This is a genomic window from Myxococcaceae bacterium JPH2 (assembly GCA_016458225.1).
Classification (GTDB): Bacteria; Myxococcota; Myxococcia; order Myxococcales; family Myxococcaceae; genus Citreicoccus.
In genome coordinates this window covers 52,428-75,350 of sequence record JAEMGR010000006.1, presented here as the reverse complement: position 1 = coordinate 75,350, position 22,923 = coordinate 52,428, and the positions used below count along the sequence as shown (strand labels likewise).

The following is a 22,923-nucleotide window of genomic DNA, read 5'->3' as shown; positions in this document are numbered from 1 at the left end:
GACCTGCGCCGGCCCAGAGGTCACCTTGCGCGGCCGACGCGGAGCCCAGGCACGACGCCTGTGCGCTCGCCGTCGCGAGGAGCAGACCATGGGCCAGCCCGAGCACGAGCTCTCCGTGGAGGATCGCGCGCTCATCGCGGAGGAGGAGGCGCTGCTGGAGCGCGTGCGACAGGCCATTGGCGTCGCGCGGCAGGCGGCGGCGGGACGGGCGCTGGACACGCGCGGCCTGGTGGCCCAGCTCGCGGTGCTCCGCGACGATGCGTCCACGGCCCACGAGGCGGACCTGCCGCACATCTTCACGCAGATGAACGAGGCCCGCGCGCTGATGGAGCGCCAGACGCCCGTCACGCTGCCGGACCCGCAGGCGCCCTACTTCGCGCACTTGCGCCTCGACGGCGTCACCGGCGAGCGCGACTACCTCTTGGGCCGCACCACGTTCGCGGATGTGAGCGCGGGCGTGCGCGTCATCGACTGGCGCTTCGCCCCCGTGGCGCGCGTGTTCTACGGCTACGAGGAAGGCGACGCGTACGAGGAGTCCTTCGGTGACCGCCTGTCCGAGGGCACCGTCACCGCGCGGCGGCTGGTGGTCATCGAGCGCGGCGTGCTGACGCGCGTGAGCCTGGGCGCGCGGGTGCTGGAGCGCACGCCGGACGGCGCATGGCGGCGCGCGGGGATGAGCGCGTCGTCGCTGCTCGCGGGAGGCACGGGCAAGGCAGCGCGCCCCGAGTTCCTCGGCGTGGGCAAGGGCACCGCTCCCAACGCGGATGCCTTCGGAGTGACCGCGCTCCTCGACGCCGAGCAGTATGAGGCCGTCAGCACCGGCGCGGACGAGCCCCTCCTGGTGCTGGGCAGCGCTGGCAGCGGCAAGACGACGGTGGCGCTGCACCGGCTGGCGAAGATTGCCTTCGACGCGCCCGCGAAGTACCCGCCCGCGCGCACCCAGGTCATCGTCCCCGAGGAGGGCTTGGCGCGGCTGTCGCGGCGACTGCTCGCGCCGCTCGGGCTGGGACGCGTGTCCGTGCAGACGCTGGAGGCGTGGTCGCTGGCGACGGCGCGCTCGGTGTTCAGCGTGCCGGGCATCAAGCTGGCGCCGGAGACGCCCGCGCTCGTCTCACGGCTCAAGCGCCACCCGGCCCTGCGCCGCGCGCTCGCGGCCCGCATGGGCGTGCCCAAGAAGTCCACCTCGGTGACGCTGGACCGCCTGCGCACGCGGTTGACGGACGCGTACATGGACCGCCGCTTCCTGGAGAGCGTGGTGAGCGCGGCCCGGGGCGAGCTGCCGCTCACGGCCATCAACGAGACGCTCGAGCACACCAAGCTCCAGCTCGCGGTCCCGCTCTCGCGCGCGCTCAAGGACTATGACCCGGAGAGCCTCGTCACCGTGGACGGCAAGTCCATCGAGGCGGACACGCCGGACGCGCTCGCCGAGACGCTCGACCTGGACGACCTGCCCATCCTGATGTTCCTCAAGGGACAGCACGGCCCGCTGGGCGCGGACCGGGTGGCGCACATCGTGCTCGACGAGGCCGAGGACTTCTCCCTCTTCGAGCTGTACGTCGTGGGCCAGCTGCTGGGCGCGGGGCGAAGCTGCACGCTGGCGGGCGACGAGATGCAGCAGACGACCTCGGGCTTCGCGGGCTGGTCCGCCGCGCTGGGCGAGCTGGACATCCGCGACGCCGCGACGTGCCGCCTCCAGGTGTCCTATCGCTGCCCCAAGCCGGTGGTGACCCTGGCGCAGCACGTGCTCGGGCCTCTGGCTCCAGCCGCGCCCGCGCGCCCCGGTCGAGATGGCGCGCCCGTGGGCTTCCACCACTTCCCGGACGAGGCGCAGACCTGGCTCTTCTTGGGCGACGCGCTGAGGGACCTCGTGCTGCGCGAGCCGCACGCCTCCATCGGAGTCATCGCCAGCAGCCGCGACGCCGCGGCGTCCTTCTATCGCGTCATCGCCGACATGCCCTGGGCTCGGCTGGTGCGCGACGGCGAGTTCTCCTTCGAGCCGGGCGTGGACGTCACGGACGTGGACAACGTGAAGGGGCTGGAGTTCGACTACGTGCTCCTGCCCGACGTGACGGCGCGCGCCTACCCCAGCGAGGACGATGCCCGCCGCCGGCTGCACGTGGCCGTCACCCGCACGTCCCACCAGCTCTGGGTGCTGTCCTCCGGCGTCCGCTCCCCGCTCGTGCGCAGCTTCGCCCCCTGAGCCGCCCGTCCGGGCAGGCGTGCGCCCGACGTTCCGATGCACAAAGACGCGCCCAAACAGTCCAGGCCATGCACAATCCCGGGGCATGAACGTCACGCTCGAGCAGGCCCGCGCGCTGGACGCGCTCGCCCGCCACCAGACCTTCGCCGCCGCGGCCGAGGCGCTGCACAAGGGCCACACCGCGGTGCTGTACGCGCTGCGGACCCTGGAGGAGCAGACGGAGTTGGTGCTGTTGGATCGGCGTGGCTATCGGACCCGGCTGACGCCCGCGGGAGAGCGGGTGCTGGAGCACTGCCGCCGGCTCTTGGCGGCCGAGCGTGAGCTGGCGGCGGCCTGCGCGGAGATTCGCTCCGGCTGGGAGCCCAGCCTGCGCGTCATCTTCGACGGCATCTTCCCCGCCGAGCCCGTGCTGCGCGTGGTGAAGCAGCTTCGAGCCGAGGGCGCGGGCACGCGCTTCCACGTGTCCACCGAGTTCCTCGCCGGCGTGGAGGCGGCCTTCACCCGCGACGAGGCGGACCTCATGGTGTCGCTGCTGCCGCCCGCGCTCCCCGGCCTGCGCTCCTACGCCCTGCCCGTGCTCAAGGCGGTGCTCGTCGCGCACAAGGACCACCCGCTGGCCCGCCGTCGCGGCCCGTTGCGCGACGAAGACCTGGAGCCCCACCTGCTGCTCACCGTGCGCGGCTCGGACCCGCGCCTCCAACTGAGCACGGGCCCGCTGGAGACGCGCTCCACGGTGCACCTCAACGACTTCGCGTCCAAGAAGGCCGCCATCATGGAGGGCCTTGGCTTTGGCTGGCTGCCGGAGCACCTGGCCGGGCGCGAACTCAAGCGCGGCGTGCTGCGCGCGCTCAAGTTGCCCGGAGGCGCCATCCACGCCTTCCAGCCTCGGTTGCACCACCGCGCGGCCACGCACCCCGGGCGCGCCGCCAGCCGCATGGTGCGCGCGCTCACCGGCGTGGACCCCGTGGTGTGACGCGGACGCGCGCTCAGTTCCCGCCGCGCTGACGCCACTCGCGCTGGCGCTTCGCCGTCGCCTCGTGGCGCGCGAGCGCCTCGTCCGTCTGCCGCGGCATCTCCTGCAGCCGCGTGGTGTGCATCCGGATGCTCAGCTCGTAGAGGCCCCGGTCCTGAGCCGGCAGCGAATCCCCGTACTCCCCCAGCACGCCCTGGGCGAACGCGATGGAGTCCTCCGAGAGCTTGCGGCGGTAGTCGAAGTAGCGGTGGATCTCCTCCTCGGTGGCCTCGCCCGTCTGCACCTTGCCGAAGACGACGTTCCACTGACGCTCCGCCTCGGCCCGCTTGCGCAGCACCTCGGGGTCCTTCGTCGGGACGCCCACCTCCCAGTAGAGGTTGTCCGGCATGCGCGCGCGCAACCGCTCCAGGTCCACCAGCGTTCGCGCGGGCCCCTCGGGATCCTCGGGCAGGTTCGCCACCGCCGCCGCGACCAGGTCCGGCCCGCCACCCCTCGCGCGAGGCGCCACCGCCGTCGACGCGGGCGCCGGAGCGGGCTCGGACGGCCTCGGGGCCTCGCTCGGGGGGACAGGCGCGTGGCCAGGCGGCGCGCGCAGCGTGTCCACCGCCACGAACACCCCCGCCACCAGCAGGACCGACGCGGCGAGCAGCGGCAGCTTCCAACGGGCCTTGTCGCTCATTCCGACTCAGATTGCCCGCGCGCCCCGCGCCACGCAACCCACGCGCCAATCCATGCCGCATCGCATCAACAGTCGTCTCCCCGGAAGTCGATGCGCAACCTACATTTCTGAACTTACCGGACCTACAAATATTCCTGCTTTCCGCTGATACATTGTATCATCAGGGGCTTCACCCAACCCGAAGTCCCCTGGAGAAGCTGGATGCGACGCACTCTGTTGATGAGTCTCCTGGCGCTGATGGCGCCGCTGAGCGCCGCGCGAGCCGAGGTCATCGTTTCGGGCATCGTCGATGTGCTCGTGGACGGCGGCAACAACTACAACTGGCAGAAGGTGGAGCTGCCCGGGACGAAGTGTGGCAACGGCTCGCAGTACAAGTTCTTCATGCGCAAGACGAGCTCGCCCAACCTGCTCTTCCTCTTCGAGGGCGGCGGGGCGTGCTGGGACTACGACACGTGTAGCGGGCGCGCGGGCGTCCTGGGCGCGGCCAATCCCAATGGCATCGCCGACGACTACATGACGCAGTTCACGGCGAAGTACGTGTCGCCCATCGTGAACGGCGCGGATCCGGGCCTGCCGGGCCGCAGCAAGAAGGACCTGGTCACCAAGGACTGGAACATCGTCTACATGCCGTACTGCACGGGCGACGTGCACATCGGCAACAACACCGCGACCTACGTGGACCCGACGGGCGCCAACCCGCCGCTGACCTGGTCGCACTCGGGCTACACCAACACGCTGGCGGCGGCGAACTACGCGAAGACGCAGTTCCCCTCCGTGCAGAAGATGCTGGTGACGGGCTACAGCGCGGGCGGCACGGCGACGTCGTCCTCGTACTACTTCGTCCGCAAGATCATGAACCCGGCGAAGGGCTACTTCATCAACGACTCCGGCCCCATCTTCCTGGCGCCGAACGTGGATGCCCTGTCCCGCCCGCTGCACGACAAGATTCGCCAGTCGTGGGCGCTCAACTCGGTGTTCAGCCTGCTGCCCTCCACGTTCAACCAGAACGACTTCGGCAGCATCAACCGCATGGTGGCCCTGGAGTTCCCGAACGATCAGCTCGCGTACACGGGCTACACCATGGACTACAACTACTCGCGCTTCTCCTATGAGCGCTTCCGCACGCCGAACGACGAGGCGGCCATCCACGCGTACTGGAAGGTGGACCAGGACAAGCTGGTGACGGAGCTGAACAACTACAACAACTTCAGCTACTTCATCCCCCACCAGCGCGCCATCAACGCCAGCCACTGCAGCACCATCATCACGTTCATTGGCAGCCACGCGTGCCAGCGCATGGAGAAGAAGCACTACTGGTACGAGTACATCCCGGAGCCGTGGCAGAGCTACAAGTGCTACAGCGAGTTCGTCCCGATGGAGACGTTCCTCGCGCGCTTCATCAATGACAATCAGCGCGTGCGCATCTACGAGCCCGCCAACGGCTACAACGCCGAGGACCCGGGCATGGGCATCGTGGCGCCGCTCATCAACGGCGCCATCGGCGGCTAGCCACTCCGGCTGACGCACCACCGACGGGAAAGGACGGGAGCGGGGTTCGCCAGCAGCCAGGGCACCCGCTCCCGTTCGCTTTTCCAGGGGACTACGTCAGGCCCGACAGCGTGCCCGTGTAGTCCGGGTGGCCGAAGCGGTCCACCTGCACGCCGAACGCCTGGGCAATGGAGGTCAGCAGCTTGTTGTGGGCGACGGCGCCGGGCAGCGGCTCGCCCACGCCCTGCCAGTGGGCCAGCGGATCCGTGCCCGGGCGCAGGCGCAGGAAGCGGCCCATGCGGAACTTCCCGCCCGCGCCGCCCGCGAGCACCGTGGGGATGGCCACGTTCATGTGGCCCGAGGCGTCTCCCAGCTCGTTGCCCCAGAGGATGAGCGTGTTGTCCAGGACGGAGCCGCTGCCCTCGGGCGTGGCGGCCAGCGTGTCCATCAGCCGGGCCACCTGCTCGGCGTACCACTGCTGCACGCGGACCATCTTGAGGCGGATCTCCGTGCGCAGCGGCTCGGAGCTGATGTCCGTGCGGTGGGCGATGTCGTTGTGGATGTCCTCGGAGATGCCAATCCACGGCATGGTGGGCCCGGGAATGGTCATGGTCACCACGCGCGTCAGGTCACACGCGAAGGCGCGGGCCACCAGGTCCAGGTGGAGCTGGGTGAACTCAGGCATGCGGTCCACGTCGCCCAGCTCGCCAATGCCATACGCCTGCGGCTCGTCTGGCTTCACACACCCGAGCGCGCCCGCGTTGGTCAGACGCCGCTCGATGTCCCGGAGCGCGGCCATGTGCGTGTCCAGCTTCTGCCGCTCGGTGCTGCCCAGCCGGTTCTTCAGGCGGGTGGCGTCCTTGATGAGGTAGTCCATCAAGCTCTTGCGCCGCGCGAGCTGCTGCTTCGCCTCGTCGCTGGAGCCCGCCATGGAGCCGAACAGGCGCGTGTAGACGTTGGCCGGGTTCAGCTCGAAGGGCACGCGCGTGCCGTTCGCCGTGAAGCTGATGCTGTTGTAGACGTGCTGCGCCCCGTACTGCTCGAAGGCGTGGAGCTGGAGCGAGCGGAACTGGGTGGCGCCGCCGATGTTGTCGCCCAGCACCTGATCCAACGAGGCGCCCGAGGGCAGCTCCTCGCCGCTGTCGGCCACCACCTGGCTGCCGGTGAGGAAGGTGACGGGACCGCCCTCGTGGCCGGTGCGGCCGTGCTCGTAGAGGACCTTGTAGTCCAGCCCGTCCAGGACGAGCAGCTTCGAGCGGTGGCGGTCCAGCGGGGACAGCACCGAGTTCTCGAAGGAGATGTCGAAGTCCGTCTCGCCGCCGCGCGGGGTCCAGTACTCCGGCAGGCTGCCGTGGGGCGTGAAGAGGGCGATGAAGCGCAGGGGGCCCGCATCCGCGGCCTCCGCCGCCGAGCTGGTCAGCAGGTGCGCGAAGGGAGCGGTCAGCGCCGTGCCAGCCAGCGCCCTCAAGATGCTGCGTCGGGAGAAGTCACGAGCCATGGTCGAAGTGCTCACCGGGAAGGAACGCGTCGCTGGGTGAAGGAGGGGGCCCGAACGAGGCTGACGAGCGCCTCGGTCACCTTCAGGCGCTCCGAGCGGAACGCGCCGCCTCGCATGGCGGTCAGCGCATCCGCGTCCGAGGGCCGCTCCTCACGGCCCATGGCGTAGCGGAACAACTGCAAGGGCACGCAGTCCGCCACCTCGTTGCTGGTGGACAGGTAGCGCGAGAGCTGCGCGCCACCGGAGAACGAGAACCGCGTGCCGTCCGGAGCGTCGAGTCCGCCCGACGCGTCCACGGGGAAGCCGTTCTCCTCCGTGCGGTGCGCCCCCAGGCCATCGAAGTCCTCCATGCCGAAGCCGATGGGGTCGATGACCTTGTGGCAGCCCGAGCAGGCGGGGTTGTTCGTGTGCGCGGCGAAGCGGTCGCGTGTGGTGGTGTCTGGCCGAGGCGACGGCGAGATGATGACCACCGACGGAGGCGGCGGTGAGACCGTGCGGCACAACAGGCGCGTGAGGATGAACTTGCCGCGCTTGATGGGCGAGCTGGAGTCGAAGTGCGCGTAGGTGGCCATGACGCTGGCCTGGGTGAGGATGCCCGCGCGATCCGCCGGCAACGTGATGCGGCCAACCCCTGACGCATCCAAGGTCGTCGGCGCGGACACGCCATAGAAGTTGGCCATCCGCTCGTCCGCCACCGAATAGCCCGCGCCCAACAGCTCCGTCACCGAGCCGCCCGTGCGCGACAGCACATCGTCGATGAAGGCATCTGTCTCAGCTTGAGCGGACTCGCGGAACTCCACGCTGAAGTCTGGATAGACCTGGTTGTTCTTGTTGATCTTGCTGACACCCGTCAGCCCCAGCCACTCCAAGACGAACTCGTGAAGCTGGCGGCGCGCCGCGGGGGTGGCGAGCAGGCGGCGCACCTGTCGCTCGCGCTCGTCGGCGGAGGACAATGCGCCGGAGTCAGCGGCGGCGAGGAGCGCGTCATCGGGGGGACCCGCGGTGACGGCATAGGACAGCGCGGAGGCGACCTCGTAGGGCGTCATCTCCACGAGCTGCCCGGGGCGGCCACGCTCCGGCCCCAGCTCCGTGCGATAGACAAACGAGGCCGAGGAGAAGATGCCCTGGAGCACGAGCTTGGCGCCATCGGTCGCGGTGGCCCCGGTGGCCCCGGCGTTGTAGAGCGCCAGCAGGTCGTTCTCCTCCTCGGTCGTCACGGGACGTCGGAACGCGCGGGCGCCCACCTTCCGGATGAAGGCGCGCGCGCACGCCTCGGGCGTCTGCCCCGGACACGTGAGGAGGCCCTTGAGCTGCGTGACGCCCACTTCGCTCAGGTTGACCGCGGCGGTGTCCAGCTGATCCGCCAGCAGCGATGTCACCTGGAGGCGCTCATGCGTGGAGAATCCGAGGATGGAGTCCTCGGCGGCGAAGCCTTGACCCACGGTCTGCGGCGACCCCAACACCGCGGACACCGAGTTGTCGTACTCGTCCCGAGTCAATCGGCGAACGCGCGCGGGTGCAGCGGCGCTCTCCGGGGCTTCATCCTGCCCGCCGATGTTGCCCGTCATGCAGGCACCAGAAGACAAGGCAAGCGCCGAGGCCAGCAAGAACCGACGGAATCTCATAGGTGTTCGAATTCCTCGCACCCGCGCGCGGCGACCGGCCTGTCACTCGGGCCTCCGCAATCTATACGGCCCCGTCCCGGGTTTCAGTGAGGAATTCGTTTCCTGCCCTTCAGGGAGGCACCGTCATTCCCCGAGCAGACCACCATGCCTCACCGTAGCTCACGCATATCTGTTCGCCTGGGTAGATGTCGCGCAATGCGTGGAAGCGGAAGACATCGCGATCCGAGGCGCGCGTGTAGACGGCGTTGGGCTCGTTGGAGTGGTTGTAGATCATCCCGTACCCCATCACGAGGGCGACCCAGTTGCCGGGGCGCGGCTCCTCGTGGCGGTTCCAGCGGATCTCGAAGACGTAGTCATCGAGCGGCTCTCCGCGGCACTGCTTCTGCGGGACCTTCAGGTAGTGGCACTCCTCGATGAGCGCGCCCGCGGCGATGGGCTCGTCGGCGAAGACCCCCATGCCCCATTCGCAGGGACGAACCTTGACCCCCGGGTGAAGAAACAACGCGGGTCCCAGGTTGTTGACGTCGTACTCCATGGCATTCAACCCCAGCGGCGAGAGAAACCCCGATTGAGCCCCGCCGCGGCCAGCAGGTAGAGCATCACCAGGCCCATCAAGGCCAGGAGGACCTGAGGGGGCAGCGGCACAAAGCCGAACGAGCGCCCCAGCGGGAGATACGGCAGCGCGAGCGCCACGCCCACCGCGCCCAGCGAGGACGCAATCAGCCACCCCGAGGGCCGACTGCGCCACGGCACGCCCCGCGTCCGGATGATGAAGATGACGAGCACCTGGGTGATGAGCGACTCGACGAACCAGCCCGTCTGGAAGAGGGGGGCGTCCGCGCGGAAGACGACGAGCAGCAGCACGAAGGTGGCCGCGTCGAACACGGAGCTGAGCGCGCCGAAGAGGGCCATGAACCAGCGCACGTGTCGCAGGTCCCACCGGGTGGGACGCGAAAGCTGCGCGTCGTCCACGGTGTCCAGGGGGATGGCCAGCTCGGACACGTCATAGAGCAGGTTGTTGAGGAGGATCTGCAGGGGCCGCATGGGCAGGAACGGCAGCACCACGGACGCGCCGGCCATGCTGAGCATGTTGCCGAAGTTGGAGCTGGTGCCCATGCGGATGTACTTCATGACGTTGCAGAAGGTGCGTCGCCCCTCGAGCACGCCCTCGTGCAGCACGCCCAGGTCCTGGCGCAAGAGCAAGAGGTCCGCGGCCTCGCGGGCCACGTCCACCGCGCAGTCCACCGAGATGCCCACGTCCGCCGCGCGCAGGGACGGTGCGTCGTTGATGCCATCCCCCATGCAACCCACCACGTGGCCCGCCTGCCGCAACGCGCGCACCACGCGGCTCTTCTGGGCCGGGGACACGCGCGCGAACACCGTGGTGCGCTCCGCGCGCGCGCTCAGGCCCGGCTCGTCCAGTCGCGACACCTCCTCGCCCGTGAGCACGCCCTCCACGGTGAGGTCCAGCTCGCGGCACACCTGCGTGGCCACCCGCTCGTTGTCGCCCGTCACCACCTTCACCGCCACGCCCGCCTGGATGAGCGCGGCCAGGGCCTCGCGCGCGCCCTCCTTGGGCGGATCCAAGAAGGCGGTGAAGCCCGCGAAGACGAGCCCCGACTCATCTCCCACGTCCGCGCGCTCGACCTCTGGGGCGGCGTCGCGCCACGCCACCGCGAGCACCCGGTAGCCCTCCTCGCCCAGCGCACCGAAGCGCGCGAGCAGCGCCCTCCGCCGCCCCGCGTCCATCTCCCGGACCTGCCCCGCGGATTCCTCCAGGTGGACGCAGCGGGTGAGCAGCTCCTCCGGCGCGCCCTTGACCACGAGCACGCGGCGCCCCGCCCGCTCCAGGAGCACGGAGACCCGCCGGCGCACGAAGTCGAACGGCACCTCGTCCACCTTCCCCCAGCCATCTTCGGACAGCTCCGTGTGCGCGAGGATGGCCTCGTCCATGGGGCCGCGCAGGCCCGACTCGAAGTGGCTGTTGAGCCAGGCCCAGCGCAGCACCGAGTCGCTCCGCGCCCCCGACGCATCCTCGTAGCGCTCCAGGTGGATGCGCGCCTGCGTGAGCGTGCCCGTCTTGTCCGTGCACAGCACGTCCATGCTGCCCAGGTCATGCACCGCGCTCAGGCGCTTGACGATGACCTCGCGCGACGCCATCCGCAGCGCGCCTCGCGCCAGCGTCACCGACACCACCATGGGCAACAGCTCCGGCGTCAGCCCCACCGCCAGCGCCACCGCGAAGAGGAACGACTCCAGCAGCGGGCGATGCGCCGTCACGCTCACCAGCAGGACGAAGAGCACCAGCAGCACCGTCAGCCGCATCAACATCAGGCCAAAGGCACGCATGTCCCGAGCGAACGCGGTGGACACCGCGGGCGCATCCAGCCCTCGCGCGATGTCCCCCACCGTGGTGCGCGCCCCGGTGGCGAAGACGAGTCCCCGCGCGGTGCCACTGATGACCGCCGTGCCCGCGAACACCGCGTTGCGTGCCTCGGTGAGGCGAACGTCCGGAGAGACTTCGCCGGTCTCCTTCTCCACCGGATAGGGCTCGCCCGTCAGCATCGCTTGATTGACGTAGAGGTCGCGCGAGGCGAGCAGCCGCAGGTCCGCCGGCACCAGGCTGCCCGCCGCCAACAGCACCACGTCCCCGGGCACGAGCGTCGCGGCGGGGACCTCGCGCTCCTCGCCATCGCGGAGCACACGCGCGCGCAGGGCGGCCCGGCCTCGCAGGCGCTCCGCCGCGTTGCCCGCGCGGTGCTCCTGCACGAAGTCGAGCGCCACGCTCATCAGCACGATGGTCGCGATGATGGCGGAGCTGGTCAGGTCATGAACCACCGCCGACACCGCGCTGGCCAGCAGCAGCACCAGCACGAGCGGATTGCCGAAGCGCGCGAGGATGTCCCAGGCGAGCGACCGGCGATGGGGCTCTGCTCGATTCGGGCCGAGCCGCGCCAAGCGCGCCTGGGCCTCCGGCTCGCTCAGCCCCACCGGCGCGCTGCCCAGTCGCGTCAGCAGCGCCGCCTCCGTTCCACTCCAGGGAGGTGGACCCTCGGTCCTCGCGCGTGTCTCGCGCCGCTTCACGCCCCTGCCCTCCTCAGTCCGGTTGCTTCTCCATGCCCGGCGGGGACCCGGCCTCGGTGGGCGTGCGCATCTCCGGAGGGTGCGTCGTGAACGTGCGCCGCAGCAGGTAGAGCCCCGGCACCATCGGCAGCCACAGCGTGAAGCCCCGCAGGAGCAAGGTGCCCGCGAGCGAGACCTCCACGGGCACGCCCATGAAGTTCAGCATCCCCACGGACACCGCCTCGTAGGTGCCCACGCCGCCGGGAATGATGGAGACCGTCTCCGCCATCGACGCCACCATGAAGCTGACGAACACCGTGCTCGGCGGCACCTCCTGCTGCCCGAGCGCGCGCAACATCGCGCCCAGGGTGGCCGCGTCCAGCACGTAGACGGAGAGCTGCAGCGCGATGCCGCGCACGAGGAGGCTCGGGCTGCCCAGCAGACCGGGCGGGACTTCGGCCAGGGCCTTCACCAGCGCCTCGAGCCCGGGGACGCGGCGCAGCCAGCGGCCCGGCTTCCAGTTGCGCCGCCGCGACAGCCCCAGAATCAGCACCGGGACGACGATGGCCAGCGCGCCGAAGGCCGTCACCAGCATCTGCACCAGCGGGCTCAGCTCCGAGCGCGCCCACAGGAAGACGATGCTCGCGCCGACCCCCAGGGCCTGTGCGGCGTAGAAGCACAGCACCGTCAGCAGCACCGCGCCGGCCGCGACCCCGGGCGCCGCCCCCTCGCGCCGCAGCCCGCGCGCCACGACCAGCGTGCCGCCGATGCCCGCCGTGGGGATGACCTGATCGAACGCCAGCTTCATCACCGACAGGCGCGACAGCGACCACACCGAGACGCGCACGCCCGTCCGCCCCAGCACGATGTGCCAGATGCCGGCCACGCACAGGTAGGTCGCCAATTGCAGCCCCAACGCGACGAGGAGCCAGACGGGCCGGGCCGCGCGCAGCAGGCGAAGGAACTGCTGCTCCTCCGAGTGCCGCGAGAACACGAACGCGAGGAAGGCCACCAGCAGCACCGCGCCAGGGACCCACCACCATCGACGACGGCGCACGAGGGGGCCGTCCCATGCCTCATCCTGCTCGGAAACCTCGTCCTGGCGGGTGCCTTCCATCGTGCTCCCTTCCGCTCTGGAAACGATGCGCCCTGCCGCCCCCCAGCGCAGCAGCGGACGCCCGACTGCCCGACCGCCCCACCACCATCCAGCCCGCCCCACCCCGCGGACTCACCGAGTCAGGAGTTGGAGCGCTCGCATGTACTGCGGATCATCCACGCTCGGGACGGCATCCAGCGGCCCCTCCCAAGGGACGACCACTTCAGGCACCAGGGGCTCGTCCTGAAGCTCGCGTCCTCGCGGCGTCCGCAGCGTGCCCAGCGACACCATCAACGCCGAGCCGTCCACGAGGGGAAACAGCCCGTGCACCAACCCCTTGCCATGCGAGCGTCGGCCCACCAACACCGCTCGCCCATGCGCTTGCAGCGCGCCCGCCAACAGCTCCGCCGCGCTCGCCGTTCCTCCATCCACGAGCACCACGAGCGGCCAGTCCACCTCGCGCGGGCCCTCGGCCAGGACCGGGACACCTTCCGAGGAACGGCCCGCCTGCGCTCCGTCGCTGTCCGCCTTGCCCGCGCCAGGCGAGCGACTCGCGGCGGGACCCGTGAGCGGCGCGTCACCTTGGGCACGACTCACGCGCCGGCCCGCCTCGATGGGGCCGAGAAAGAGCCCCGCGACCCGGAGCACCTCGTCCACCCGGCCCCCTGGATTGTGCCGCAGGTCGAGCATGAGCCGATCGGCTCCCTCTTGGCGCAGCGCCGCGAGCGCCGCGCGCACTTCGTCGGCCGTCCCGGAGGAGAACATCTCCACCCGCAGGTACCCCACGGCTCGCCCGCCTTCTCGCAGGATGCGCCACTGCACCGGACGCAGCCAGGTGCCGCGCTGCTCGCGCACCAACGTCACCGTGCGAACCTGCGTGCCGTGACGAATCTCCAACGAGACGGGCGTGCCCGCGACGCCTCGTAGGAGCGAGCCCGCCACCTCCAACCGCATGCCCCGCGCGGGTCTCCCGTCGATGGACTCCACGATGTCCCCGGGATGAATCCCCGCTCGCGAGGCGGGTGAGTCTCGCAGCGGCGTCACCACCATGAGCGTGCGCGAGCGCGAGTCGACATCCAGGCACAGCAGCTCCGGCAGGCCCACGCCGACCCCCGCCGCTCCCGTCAGCTCGCGCTCCAGTCCCGCGCGCTGCTCGGGCTCCAGCAGCCGCGTGGCGGGCTCGTTCAGCACGGTGGTGAGGGCGCGGATGCGCGCCCAGGCCTCGCTCTGCGTCGCGGGCGGCGTCCCCGCGAGGCGCACGTCCTCGCCGCGCTTCACGGCCTCGGGGTTCATGAACTCGCGCAGGAGGACACCCCAGGCCTCATCCACCAGCGACTCGGGAGTCCCCGAGGTGTTCGCGGCCGTCGAAGTCACCGGCGCGGGCAGGGTGCGCGTCGCGCACGCGGAGAGCGCCAGGCCCAAGACGAGGAGAAGGGGTCTCATGGGGCGCGAGCATACATAGGTGCCCACCTGCTGGATGGGCCTCTGGTAGAAGCCGCGCATGGCCAAAGACGTCCTGTTGCTCGAGTATTCGGGCTGCGATACCTGCCGCAAGGCTCGCAAGTGGCTGGATGCCCAAGGGGTGACCTACACGGTTCGCCCCATCGTCGAGTCCCCTCCCACCGCCGCCGAGCTTCCAGCGTGGATCGCCCGCAGCGGCCTCCCCGTCCGCAAGTGGCTCAACACCAGCGGGCAGAGCTACCGGGCCATCGGCAAGGCCGCGGTGGACGCCGCCTCGGAGGCGACGCTCCGCGAGTGGCTCACGCAGGATGGCAAGCTGGTGAAGCGGCCCGTGCTCGTCACGGCGGACCGGGTCCTCGTGGGCTTTCAGCCCGAGGCCTACGGCTCGCTGTTCTCCGCGCGCGGATAGGGCGCCAGCGCCGCGGCGAAGAACGCGCGGAGCTGGTGTGCGTAGCCCGTTGGATCCACGCGCGCGTATTCGCCATGAGTCGCGCCGGGGACGCGCCACAGCGTCCTCGGCTCACGCGCGGCGCGATAGAGGCTGCCGTCCAGCTTGGTGGGCCCATCCGGATCCGTGTCGCCGTTGATGAGCAACAGCGCGCGCCCCTCCAGCCGAGCCATCCCATCCAACGGTCGCACCGCGTCCACCGCCACGCCCGCGCGGCGCAGGCTCCACACGACCGGCAGCGAGTTGAGCCGCCCCAGGCGCCCGCCGTAGCAGGAGTGCACGTCGGCCTCCAGCACGGGGAAGGCGCCCACCGCCGCCACGGCGCGCACACGGGATTCTTCCTGCGCCACCAGGAGCGCGGTGGTGCCGCCCATCGAGAACCCCAGCAATCCCAGACGTGAGGCATCCACGTCGGAACGCGAAGCGACGAACGCCAGCGCGGCCCGGACATCTCCTCGCTCACGGTCGCCCCAGGTGACAGCGTCACCGTCGCTCTCGCCCTGGGCACGCAGGTCGAAGAGCAGGACGCCATGGCCAGACTCCGCGAGCGCGCGCGCCTCGAAGAGGAGCTGGGTCCGGTTGGCCGCGAAGCCGTGCACCAGCACCACCGCGGATCCGTCACGCGAGGGCACGTACCAGCCTCGGAGGACCTGGCCCTCCGGTCCCTGGAAGGACACATTCTCCATGCCCTCCAACGCACCCGTGGCACCTGGATGGACCACGGGCACTCGTGCTGGGTGGAGCATGCCTTGAGCGGTGCGCCACCCCTGCCATCCCAGGATCGCCGGAGCACCCAACCCGCCCAAGGCCAGGCAGAGCGCGACGAGGCGAGGCAGGACAGCGCGAGCAGAGGTCGTCATCGGAGGAGCCCGGCGAGAAGGAGCACGCCAGCGTAGCCGAGACCCACTCGATTCACGCCGCGAACCCGAAGCCGCGTGAGAGGAGTCAGCGCGATTCGAGCGCCAACACGCGGGCGTACGGCCTGGGCCTCCCGGGAGCGCGGGCACCCGCGTCGATACGCACCAAGCCCAGCCGATGCCTCCCCGCGTGGAGACGGACAGGGCGGTGGCTCCCCTGCCCGCCCGTCGTCGCGCGGGCCGACCGTTGCCAGACTCAAGGGTCATGGAGATGGGAGCCAAGCGGCCCCTGGGAGAGATCCTCCTGGAGATGGGCGTGGTCGATAGGGCCCAGCTCCGGCTCGGGTTGGTGCATCACCACGAGGTGCACGTCCCGCTTGGCCGGGCGCTGGTGCGGGAAGGCGTGTGCACGGAGGCGGACGTCCTGCGAGGCCTTGCCGCTCAAGCAGGCGTGGACTCGGTGGACCTGGATCACGAGCCCTTGGACCGAGCCCTCACCTCGCTCGTCCCGGCCCGCATCGCGCGGCAGTACCGAGTCATTCCCTTGCGCATCGAGCAGCGCGACGAGCGCGAGGTGCTCCATCTCGCCCTGCCCGCGCCTGTATCGCTGGAAGCCGTGGACGATGTGCGTGCCATCTCCGGCAAGGCGCGCGTCGAGCCGCACCTCGCCGCGGACAGCGCCCTGACCCGCGCCCTGGGCACGATGTACGGCATCCACGAGCCCGAGGAACACACCCCGCCCCCCGAGCACCCTCCAGCCCCCGAGACTCCGCTCCTGCTCTACGGCTGGCCGCCCGTGACGGCGGTGCTGATCTCCCGGGCACTGGCGCGACACCGGATTCCGTCACGGACCGCGACGCCGTTGGAGGTGCTGCACACGCGCGTCGGCGACATCGTCATCGCGCCCATCCAGGCCATGGAGGGGCTGCTCGCGGGAGAGGTCCGCATCGCGGGCGGGCTCATCGTCCACGGCACCTCGGACGACGAGGGCTTCGAGCGCGCGCTGCGTCTCGGGGCCCGCGGCTTCCTCGCCAATCCGCGCGACGAGGAGCTGCTCCTGCGCGCCGTGCGCAGAGTCCTCCAAAGGCAGCGCGAACCCGAGCCGCGAGCCCCAGGCATCCGGTGAGTGGCGTGGCTGTGGACAGGCCGCCCTGAGGCGTCGCTCAGGGCGTGGCGACCACGGGCTCCGCGGTGTGCGCTGCCGGGGTTGCTGCGTGTCCACTGGTGCTGTGTGCCGCGCCATGCGCGGGCGCGATGGCGTGTCGCGGCGCGGGCTCGAGGCCGAGCACGCCGAGCACCTCGGGATAGACCTTGTCCGCGAAGTAGCGCCCGCCCGCGACGGTGAAGTGGACGCCGTCCGTCATCCGCAACCGCATGGGCTTGCGGAAGCCCTCCACGTGGGCCTCCTGCAGCGCTCGGCCTCGCGCGTCGGTGAAGAACGGGTGCGTGTCCACGTGCACCGCGTCCTCGCGCGCGGTGATGACTTCGCGCTGGAGTCCTCGGATGAGCGCCAGCTTCTTCTCGAAGCGGCGCAGGCCCGTCGTAGGCAGCTCCAACCAGACGATCTTCCGGCCCGGCGCCGCGATGACGCCCAGGAAGTCCTGCACCCGCTGACGGTAGGCCGTCTCCCACTCGGTCTGCCCCCAGGAGATGGCCGAGCCTCCCTCCTTGTCGCGCAGCGCCTGCCCGTCATTGCCGCCCAGGATGACGACCACGACCTCCGGCTGGTGCCGCTCCACCTCCTGACGGCCCGCCTCCATCCAGTCGAAGAAGTCCGGGCGCGACAGGCCCGTCGAGGACTTCGCCTTGCGGCGGCAGCGGATGCTCGGATGCGCATCCAGCTCGGCTTGAAGGGTGTCTCCGAAGCCCGTGGCGATGAGGCTGTCGCCCAGCAGGAGCACCGTGTGCTCGGCGCCGGGCGCGGGCGCAGGACGTGGCGAGGGCTGTGCGGGGACCGCCGGCAGCACGGGAGCCGGGGACACGGCGCCCTCCGCGGGAGATGCCGCCCGCGAACCCACCGCGAACAGGGAAACGAAAAGGAGGAGCGAGCGCGTGAACCGGTTCCGCATCGGCGCCCGCAACCTACTCGGCCCCACGTGGTGACGTCACCCCTTCGTCGCGGCCATCGACCGAGACCACTCGGGGCTTGACTCCACGGCTAGCGAAGCCAACCACGGACGCAGAAGCCGCGCGCACGCGTCCGGGTGGCTGAAGTAGGGCACGTGGCCCGCGCCACGCAGCAGATGTCGGGGCGTTCCCGGTGGCAGTGACTCGGCCAGGCGACCCAGCGTGGCCGGCGGCACCAGCACGTCTCGGTCTCCCTGGATGCAGATGCAGGCCACGGGCAGCCGACGCAGCTCCGGAGGCGGGGGCTCGGAGCGGATGGCGAACGCGCGATACAGCGTGGTGACTCGCTCCTCCCACGTCGTGGGCACGACCTCCGCGACCTGCGCTCGCGGCACGGGCTTCCATGCGGCCAGCGACGCGGCGCCCCACCCGGGCCGCCCCAGCACGGCGATGGGCCCCATCATGCGGATGAGCCGGCCGCGAAGGCCCAGATGCTCGGTGCGTGCGAACGAGCCGAGGAACGCGACCCCACGCGTCGCTCCGCCGGCGGCCAGGTGCGCCGCCACCATGCCCCCGTAGGAGCTGGCCACCACCGCGTCCACCGGCCCCGCCGCACGCAGCACCCGCACCGCGAGCGAGCGAGCGCCCTGTGACGCGTGCACGCCTTCGGGGTACTCCACAAGCACCGGCCGCGAGCACTCCGCCAGCCGCTCCGCGAGCGCTCGAAAGCCCGAACCCCGTGCACCGAGCCCCGCCAGGAGGAGCACGCGAGGCCCCTCTCCCTGTCCGACTTCCGTGAGCTGTACCTCGCGACGCATGCAATCTTCCTCAGGTGAGCGCGATGGCGAACACGGCGGCGGCGCGACGTCTGCCCGCGCCCGGCCCTTCGCAGGCTCCCAGGCAGAGGCAGCAAGGGGAAGCCCGCCCGCCCTCCACTTTCAGCCCGTGTACACCCGGCTCGCGCATCAGACGCGCGCCGGACGATTCGTTCGAGCCACGGCGGTCACGAAGTCATCCACGCGATGTCCCACGACGTATCCGGACACGACCGCGCGGCGAACAGGTCCGACCTGGGACGTCGCGACTCCCGCCACGCCCTGCGGATCAGCCGCGCGCTGAGCGGTCCAACCCGAGGAAGGCGCGCGTGCGAGCGTGGTTCGGTCGCGTGAGGACCTCACCAGGCGCGCCTTCTTCGATGACCCGTCCTCCGTGCAGCACCAGCACCCGCGAGGCCAGCTCCCGCGCGAAGCGCATCTCGTGCGTCACCGCCACCATCGTCAGGCCCTCCGCGCGCAGGCCCGCGAGCAGGTCCACCAGCTCGCCCACTCGCTCCGGGTCCAACGCGCTGGTGGGCTCGTCCAGCAGCAACACCTCCGGGTCCATCGCCAGCGCCCGCGCGATGGCCACCCGCTGCTGCTCTCCTCCCGACAGCGCCGCCGGATAGGCGCTCTCGCGATGCGACAGCCCCACGCGCGCCAGCAGCGCCCTCCCGCGCTCGGTGGCCTCGCGAGCACCGAGGCCCCGCACGAACATCGGCGCCTCGATGACGTTGCCCAGCGCGGTGCGGTGCGCGAACAAGTGCCACTGCTGAAAGACGAATCCCACGCGCTGGCGGATGCGCCCCAGCACCGCCCCCTGAGACCGCCCACACCCCGGCCCCAACGTGTCCAGCCCCACGCGCACCGAGCCCGCGTCGAAGGACTCCAATCCGTTGAGGCATCGCAGGAACGTGCTCTTGCCGCCACCCGAGGGCCCCACCAACGCGACCACCTCGCCGCGAGCGAACGTCGCGCTCACGCCGTCCAGCACGGCCTGTCCGTCGTAGCGCTTGCGCAGCTCCTTGACGTCAATCATCCACGCTCCAGTCGCGCCTCCAGCCGCCTCGCCAGCCGCGCCAGGGGATAGCTCATCGCCAGGTAGAGCGCGGCACACAGCGCGCCGGGCACCAACCAACTGCGCACATCCACCGCGGTGATGGTCATCCGCTTCGTCAGCTCGACGACCGAGATGACCGACACGAGCGAGCTGTCTTTCAGCAACGCGATGAAGTCATTGGTCACGCCCGGCAGCGCCACCCGGAACGCCTGTGGCATCACCACGCGCCGCAAGGCCAGCCGGAGGGACATGCCCAGCGAGAGCGCCGCTTCCAGCTGTCCGCGCGGCACCGCCTGCACCCCCGCCCGGTACACCTCCGCCTCGTAGGCCGCGTAGTTGAGCCCCAACCCCAACACCGACGCGCTCAGCGCGTCCAATCGCAGCACTCCCGCCAGCCCGTAGTACAAGACATACAGTTGCAACAGCACCGGCGTGCCGCGCAGCAGCTCCACGTAGAGCGTGGAGGCCCGCGACACCACCCCGTTCCCGTACAGCCTCGCCAGCGCCAGGAGCACCCCCATGGGGATGGCGAGCGCCATGGCCAGCACGGACACCAGCAGCGTCACCCCCGCGGCCTGGAGGAAGAGCACCGCCTGTCCCCAGCCCAGGTGCGCGGTGGACGTGTCCGCCAGGAGCGCCTTGGTGTCCGCCTCCGTCCAGTCCACCATGCGCTGCTCGGCGTCATCGTCGACGTGCCAGCGCTGGAAGATGGCGCGCAGTTCGCCCGAGCGGGCCAGCCGCGTCAGCGCCGCGTCCAACGCCGCGCGCAGGTCTTCCTCACCGGGGCGCACGGCGATGGCGTAGTGCCCCTCCCCCACATCTCCCACCACGCGCAGGCGCGGGCGCGTCTGGCCGTAGCGCTCCGCGATGATGTCGTCCAGGAGCACCGCGTCCAGCCGCCCTTCCTCCAGGTCGATGTACGGCTCCTGCACGCCCTCGTAGGGCAGGGCCTGCGCCCCGACGCGCAAGAGCAGGTCCCACGCTTGCGAGTTGGCCAACGTGCCCACCCGCTTGCCTCGCAGCGAGGCCAGGTCCGTGATGCGCGCATCACCCAGCCGGGCCATCAACCGTTGCTGGAAGACGTAGTAGGGCCGCGTGAAGAGGATGCGGCCCGCTCGCGCCGGGGTGACTTCCAAGCCGTTGAGCGCCACGTCGAACGAGCTGCGCTCCAGGGATGGAATCAGGTTGGACCAATCGTTCTGCACGAACGCGGCGCGCACGCCCAGCTCACGCGCCAGCGCGTCCGCCAGCTCCACCTCGAAGCCGCGCACGCCTCCCACCTGCTCGGGATCCTCCATGACGTAGGGCTCGCCACCTTGCGCGTCCCCACCCCAACGGAGCACCCCCGCCCGACGCACGCGCTCCAGGCCCGTGCCTGTCTCGTGGCCGCAGGCGGCGCACAGCAGCGCAAGCACCGCCAGCGCCCGGCGCCAGGTGTGTGGGGGCCGGGTCGCCCACGACCAGGGTTGTTCCATCTCGCTCGAGTTTTGGATGCCACCGACATAGGCGAAATCCGAGCGGCAGTGCGGTAGTTTGTCGCGACCTGAACTCCTGGACATTCATGGAAGAGTCTAAAGTCTTGGTAGTGGACGACGAGCCCCAAGTGGCGCACGCCCTGCGCCGCCTGCTGCGCCGCGAAGGCTTCACGGTCGAGGTGGCGTACAACGGCGAGGAGGCCCTGGAGCGGCTCCAGCAGTTCACACCGGACATTGTCCTGTCGGACTTCCGGATGCCCGGGATGACGGGCAGCGAGTTGCTTCAGCAAATCAAACGCAGCCACCCGCTGGCGTTGCGGCTCATCATCTCCGGCTACGCGGACTTCAAGTCCGTCGTCGCGTCGGTGAATGACGGCGAGATTTGTCGCTTCATCAGCAAACCGTGGGACGACGCGGAGCTGGTGGCCTACCTGCTGGGGCTCTTGCGGCACCGCGAGGTGATGGCGCAGCTCTACCAGCCGTTCCTGGGTGAACGTGCGGGGCGCACCGCGGAGGTGTGCCCGGCGGACTCGGCGCTGGTGGTGAAGGTGCAGTTGACGGAGCCCGCGTTCGCGACGGACCAGGCGATGAAGCTCATCGAGCGCTTCGCGGGGCTGTTGGCCGACGACAGCCTCAAGGTGGTGGGCGGGTTGTTGGAGCGCTACGGGGGCAAGGTGTCCTTCGTGGCGGAGGTGGGCGGGCCGCAGCGGCTGAAGCTGGAGCTGCCCGTGCGGGCGGAGCTTGGGCCTGCGGCGGCTCGGACCACCGTGGGCAAGGCATGAGTCCCTCCCCCTGGGAGCGGGAGATGGACCTCCCGCCCGAGGAGGCCGCCCGACGCGTGAACCAACTCGTCCGCCGCATCACACTCGCGGCGGTGACGGCCCTGCACGCCCTGCTCCTGTGGACGCTGTGGGGGAAGTGGGGCCGCATGGCCTTGGTCACGGCGGTATTCGTCGCGGTGACCGCCATCAACCTCGTGCTGGCGCGGGCCTTCTTCAGTCGCCATACGCGCGTGGCCGAGGCCCTGCGCGTGGGGCTCAACCTGCTGGCCACCCTGCTCTATGGCACGGTGAGCGATTGGGCCGTCCCCGCGTGGCTGTACCTGCCCCTCAACAGCCTGTGGGTGGACGGCTACGTGGACCCGACCGCGCGCCGCCGGCTGGGGCTCCTGCTGGTGCTGGTGGCGGGCGTGGCCCTGCTGGATGGCTGCGACCCGATGCTCCCCGCGTGCTTCCTGCTGCTGTCCCTGCTGGTGGGCCTCATCTCCGAGGCGCGCGTCTTCCTCACGCACCAGGCGATGCGCGGGCTGGACCGTCAGCATCAAGCCCTGGCGCGGGCGCACGCGGCGCTGGATGAGGCACACCGTCGCGCGCACGAGCAGGAGCGGCTCTCCAGCCTGGGGCTGCTCGCCGCGGGCGTGGCGCACGAAATCAACAACCCGATGAGCTACGTGAAGAGCAACGTCAACTCGCTGCTCGTGGAGCTGAAGGCGACCCCGAACCTGTCGCCCCTGCTCAACGAGTACGTGGAGGACGTGCTGCCGGCCACGCTGGATGGCATCCGCCGCGTGACGGCCATCGTGGCGGACCTGCGTCGCTTCGCGCGGGGAGACCCGGAGGCGCTGACGGAGTACGACCTCAACGACGAGGTGGCCGTCGCGCTGCGCATCACCCGAAGCCAGCTCCACCCGCGCTGCGAAGTGGTGCCGCAGCTGGGCGAGGTGCCCGTGCTGCTCGGGCGTCCGGGCCAGATTGCCCAGGTGGTGGTCAACCTGCTGATGAACGCCTCGCAGGCCATGCCGGAAGGCGGGCGCATCGTCGTGTCCACCCAGCGGGTGCAGGACCACGCGGTGCTGCAGGTGAGCGACACGGGCATGGGCATGACGGCCGACGTGCGCGCGCGCATGTTCGAGCCCTTCTTCACCACCAAGCCCGTGGGCGAGGGCACCGGCATGGGCCTGTCCGTCGTGCACGGCATCATCACCACCCATCACGGCCGCATCGACGTGGAGTCCCAGCCCCGTCAAGGCAGCACCTTCACCATCCGCCTCCCCTTGCATCCGCCCTACCTGATGGGGCTGGCCGCCAGCGCGGCGCCCGAGTCCCACGGCGCCTGAGC

General features: G+C 70.6%; 19 protein-coding genes. 7 read left to right on the top strand and 12 right to left on the bottom strand.

Going from position 1 to position 22,923, the window contains the following annotated elements:
• Positions 1–88 precede the first annotated feature (88 nt).
• Complete coding sequence (locus JGU66_12960; protein MBJ6761679.1) at positions 89–2,200, top strand: ATP-binding domain-containing protein; 2,112 nt, start codon at positions 89–91, stop codon at positions 2,198–2,200.
• Positions 2,201–2,285: 85 nt separating this feature from the next.
• A complete protein-coding gene (locus JGU66_12955) occupies positions 2,286–3,173 on the top strand; it encodes a LysR family transcriptional regulator (GenBank protein ID MBJ6761678.1) in 888 nt (295 codons plus the stop codon).
• A gap of 13 nt (positions 3,174–3,186) precedes the next feature.
• Here the strand turns inward: JGU66_12955 and JGU66_12950 are convergent, their stop codons facing one another.
• Positions 3,187–3,852: a hypothetical protein gene (locus tag JGU66_12950; GenBank protein ID MBJ6761677.1), complete on the bottom strand. Its 666-nt coding sequence runs from the start codon at positions 3,850–3,852 to the stop codon at positions 3,187–3,189.
• A gap of 201 nt (positions 3,853–4,053) precedes the next feature.
• On the opposite strand from JGU66_12950, the gene JGU66_12945 reads away from it, so the two are divergent.
• Complete coding sequence (locus JGU66_12945; protein MBJ6761676.1) at positions 4,054–5,361, top strand: hypothetical protein; 1,308 nt, start codon at positions 4,054–4,056, stop codon at positions 5,359–5,361.
• Positions 5,362–5,452: 91 nt separating this feature from the next.
• On the opposite strand, the gene JGU66_12940 is transcribed toward JGU66_12945, so the two are convergent.
• The 6 genes from JGU66_12940 to JGU66_12915 form a co-directional block, all read right to left on the bottom strand.
• Positions 5,453–6,838 (bottom strand): DUF1552 domain-containing protein, encoded by a 1,386-nt coding sequence (locus JGU66_12940; protein MBJ6761675.1) that lies wholly within the window; start codon positions 6,836–6,838, stop codon positions 5,453–5,455.
• Positions 6,839–6,849: 11 nt separating this feature from the next.
• Entirely contained in the window at positions 6,850–8,463 is a 1,614-nt protein-coding gene (locus JGU66_12935) for a DUF1592 domain-containing protein (GenBank protein MBJ6761674.1), read from the bottom strand.
• A gap of 109 nt (positions 8,464–8,572) precedes the next feature.
• Positions 8,573–8,998 carry an SET domain-containing protein-lysine N-methyltransferase gene (locus tag JGU66_12930; GenBank protein MBJ6761673.1) on the bottom strand — a complete coding sequence of 142 codons (426 nt, stop codon included), beginning with the start codon at positions 8,996–8,998 and terminating at the stop codon, positions 8,573–8,575.
• A 5-nt stretch (positions 8,999–9,003) separates the two neighbouring features.
• Positions 9,004–11,547 carry a magnesium-translocating P-type ATPase gene (gene mgtA, locus JGU66_12925; protein ID MBJ6761672.1) on the bottom strand — a complete coding sequence of 848 codons (2,544 nt, stop codon included), beginning with the start codon at positions 11,545–11,547 and terminating at the stop codon, positions 9,004–9,006.
• Between the two features lie 13 nt (positions 11,548–11,560).
• Entirely contained in the window at positions 11,561–12,643 is a 1,083-nt protein-coding gene (locus JGU66_12920; protein ID MBJ6761671.1) for a flippase-like domain-containing protein, read from the bottom strand.
• 111 nt (positions 12,644–12,754) lie between these two features.
• Positions 12,755–14,065 carry a PDZ domain-containing protein gene (locus tag JGU66_12915; GenBank protein MBJ6761670.1) on the bottom strand — a complete coding sequence of 437 codons (1,311 nt, stop codon included), beginning with the start codon at positions 14,063–14,065 and terminating at the stop codon, positions 12,755–12,757.
• Between the two features lie 58 nt (positions 14,066–14,123).
• Between JGU66_12915 and JGU66_12910 the strand changes: the two genes are divergently transcribed.
• Positions 14,124–14,492, top strand: a complete 369-nt coding sequence (locus tag JGU66_12910; protein ID MBJ6761669.1) for a Spx/MgsR family RNA polymerase-binding regulatory protein — start codon at positions 14,124–14,126, stop codon at positions 14,490–14,492.
• Here JGU66_12910 and JGU66_12905 read toward each other — a convergent pair.
• On the bottom strand, positions 14,462–15,391 hold the full coding sequence (locus JGU66_12905) for an alpha/beta fold hydrolase (protein ID MBJ6761668.1): 930 nt from the start codon (positions 15,389–15,391) through the stop codon (positions 14,462–14,464). The genes JGU66_12910 and JGU66_12905 overlap by 31 nt on opposite strands.
• 262 nt (positions 15,392–15,653) lie before the next feature.
• Here JGU66_12905 and JGU66_12900 point away from each other — a divergent pair, with 262 nt between their 5' ends.
• Complete coding sequence (locus tag JGU66_12900) at positions 15,654–16,514, top strand: general secretion pathway protein GspE (GenBank protein ID MBJ6761667.1); 861 nt, start codon at positions 15,654–15,656, stop codon at positions 16,512–16,514.
• A gap of 37 nt (positions 16,515–16,551) precedes the next feature.
• Here the strand turns inward: JGU66_12900 and JGU66_12895 are convergent, their stop codons facing one another.
• The 4 genes from JGU66_12895 to JGU66_12880 form a co-directional block, all read right to left on the bottom strand.
• A complete protein-coding gene (locus tag JGU66_12895; protein MBJ6761666.1) occupies positions 16,552–17,457 on the bottom strand; it encodes a DUF459 domain-containing protein in 906 nt (301 codons plus the stop codon).
• A gap of 36 nt (positions 17,458–17,493) precedes the next feature.
• Positions 17,494–18,273 carry an alpha/beta hydrolase gene (locus tag JGU66_12890; GenBank protein ID MBJ6761665.1) on the bottom strand — a complete coding sequence of 260 codons (780 nt, stop codon included), beginning with the start codon at positions 18,271–18,273 and terminating at the stop codon, positions 17,494–17,496.
• A gap of 286 nt (positions 18,274–18,559) precedes the next feature.
• Positions 18,560–19,309: an amino acid ABC transporter ATP-binding protein gene (locus tag JGU66_12885; protein MBJ6761664.1), complete on the bottom strand. Its 750-nt coding sequence runs from the start codon at positions 19,307–19,309 to the stop codon at positions 18,560–18,562.
• Positions 19,306–20,751, bottom strand: a complete 1,446-nt coding sequence (locus JGU66_12880; protein ID MBJ6761663.1) for an ABC transporter permease subunit — start codon at positions 20,749–20,751, stop codon at positions 19,306–19,308. Before JGU66_12880 ends, JGU66_12885 begins: the two co-directional genes overlap by 4 nt.
• 140 nt (positions 20,752–20,891) lie before the next feature.
• Here JGU66_12880 and JGU66_12875 point away from each other — a divergent pair, with 140 nt between their 5' ends.
• Both JGU66_12875 and JGU66_12870 read left to right on the top strand, forming a co-directional pair.
• Positions 20,892–21,587, top strand: a complete 696-nt coding sequence (locus tag JGU66_12875; protein ID MBJ6761662.1) for a response regulator — start codon at positions 20,892–20,894, stop codon at positions 21,585–21,587.
• The gene (locus tag JGU66_12870) at positions 21,584–22,921 is read left to right on the top strand and encodes a histidine kinase (GenBank protein ID MBJ6761661.1); all 1,338 of its coding nucleotides are present in this window, start codon (positions 21,584–21,586) and stop codon (positions 22,919–22,921) included. Before JGU66_12875 ends, JGU66_12870 begins: the two co-directional genes overlap by 4 nt.
• Positions 22,922–22,923: the final 2 nt, after the last annotated feature.

Coding starts and splice junctions, on each gene's coding strand:
- JGU66_12935 (MBJ6761674.1), bottom strand. CDS start 8,463: ATGAGATTCCGTCGGTTCTTGCTGGCCTCGGCGCTTGCCTTGTCTTCT.
- JGU66_12870 (MBJ6761661.1), top strand. CDS start 21,584: ATGAGTCCCTCCCCCTGGGAGCGGGAGATGGACCTCCCGCCCGAGGAG.
- JGU66_12875 (MBJ6761662.1), top strand. CDS start 20,892: ATGGAAGAGTCTAAAGTCTTGGTAGTGGACGACGAGCCCCAAGTGGCG.
- JGU66_12940 (MBJ6761675.1), bottom strand. CDS start 6,838: ATGGCTCGTGACTTCTCCCGACGCAGCATCTTGAGGGCGCTGGCTGGC.
- JGU66_12910 (MBJ6761669.1), top strand. CDS start 14,124: ATGGCCAAAGACGTCCTGTTGCTCGAGTATTCGGGCTGCGATACCTGC.
- JGU66_12905 (MBJ6761668.1), bottom strand. CDS start 15,391: ATGACGACCTCTGCTCGCGCTGTCCTGCCTCGCCTCGTCGCGCTCTGC.
- JGU66_12915 (MBJ6761670.1), bottom strand. CDS start 14,065: ATGAGACCCCTTCTCCTCGTCTTGGGCCTGGCGCTCTCCGCGTGCGCG.
- JGU66_12895 (MBJ6761666.1), bottom strand. CDS start 17,457: ATGCGGAACCGGTTCACGCGCTCGCTCCTCCTTTTCGTTTCCCTGTTC.
- JGU66_12960 (MBJ6761679.1), top strand. CDS start 89: ATGGGCCAGCCCGAGCACGAGCTCTCCGTGGAGGATCGCGCGCTCATC.
- JGU66_12900 (MBJ6761667.1), top strand. CDS start 15,654: ATGGAGATGGGAGCCAAGCGGCCCCTGGGAGAGATCCTCCTGGAGATG.
- JGU66_12955 (MBJ6761678.1), top strand. CDS start 2,286: ATGAACGTCACGCTCGAGCAGGCCCGCGCGCTGGACGCGCTCGCCCGC.
- JGU66_12885 (MBJ6761664.1), bottom strand. CDS start 19,309: ATGATTGACGTCAAGGAGCTGCGCAAGCGCTACGACGGACAGGCCGTG.
- JGU66_12945 (MBJ6761676.1), top strand. CDS start 4,054: ATGCGACGCACTCTGTTGATGAGTCTCCTGGCGCTGATGGCGCCGCTG.
- JGU66_12930 (MBJ6761673.1), bottom strand. CDS start 8,998: ATGGAGTACGACGTCAACAACCTGGGACCCGCGTTGTTTCTTCACCCG.
- JGU66_12890 (MBJ6761665.1), bottom strand. CDS start 18,273: ATGCGTCGCGAGGTACAGCTCACGGAAGTCGGACAGGGAGAGGGGCCT.
- JGU66_12920 (MBJ6761671.1), bottom strand. CDS start 12,643: ATGGAAGGCACCCGCCAGGACGAGGTTTCCGAGCAGGATGAGGCATGG.
- JGU66_12950 (MBJ6761677.1), bottom strand. CDS start 3,852: ATGAGCGACAAGGCCCGTTGGAAGCTGCCGCTGCTCGCCGCGTCGGTC.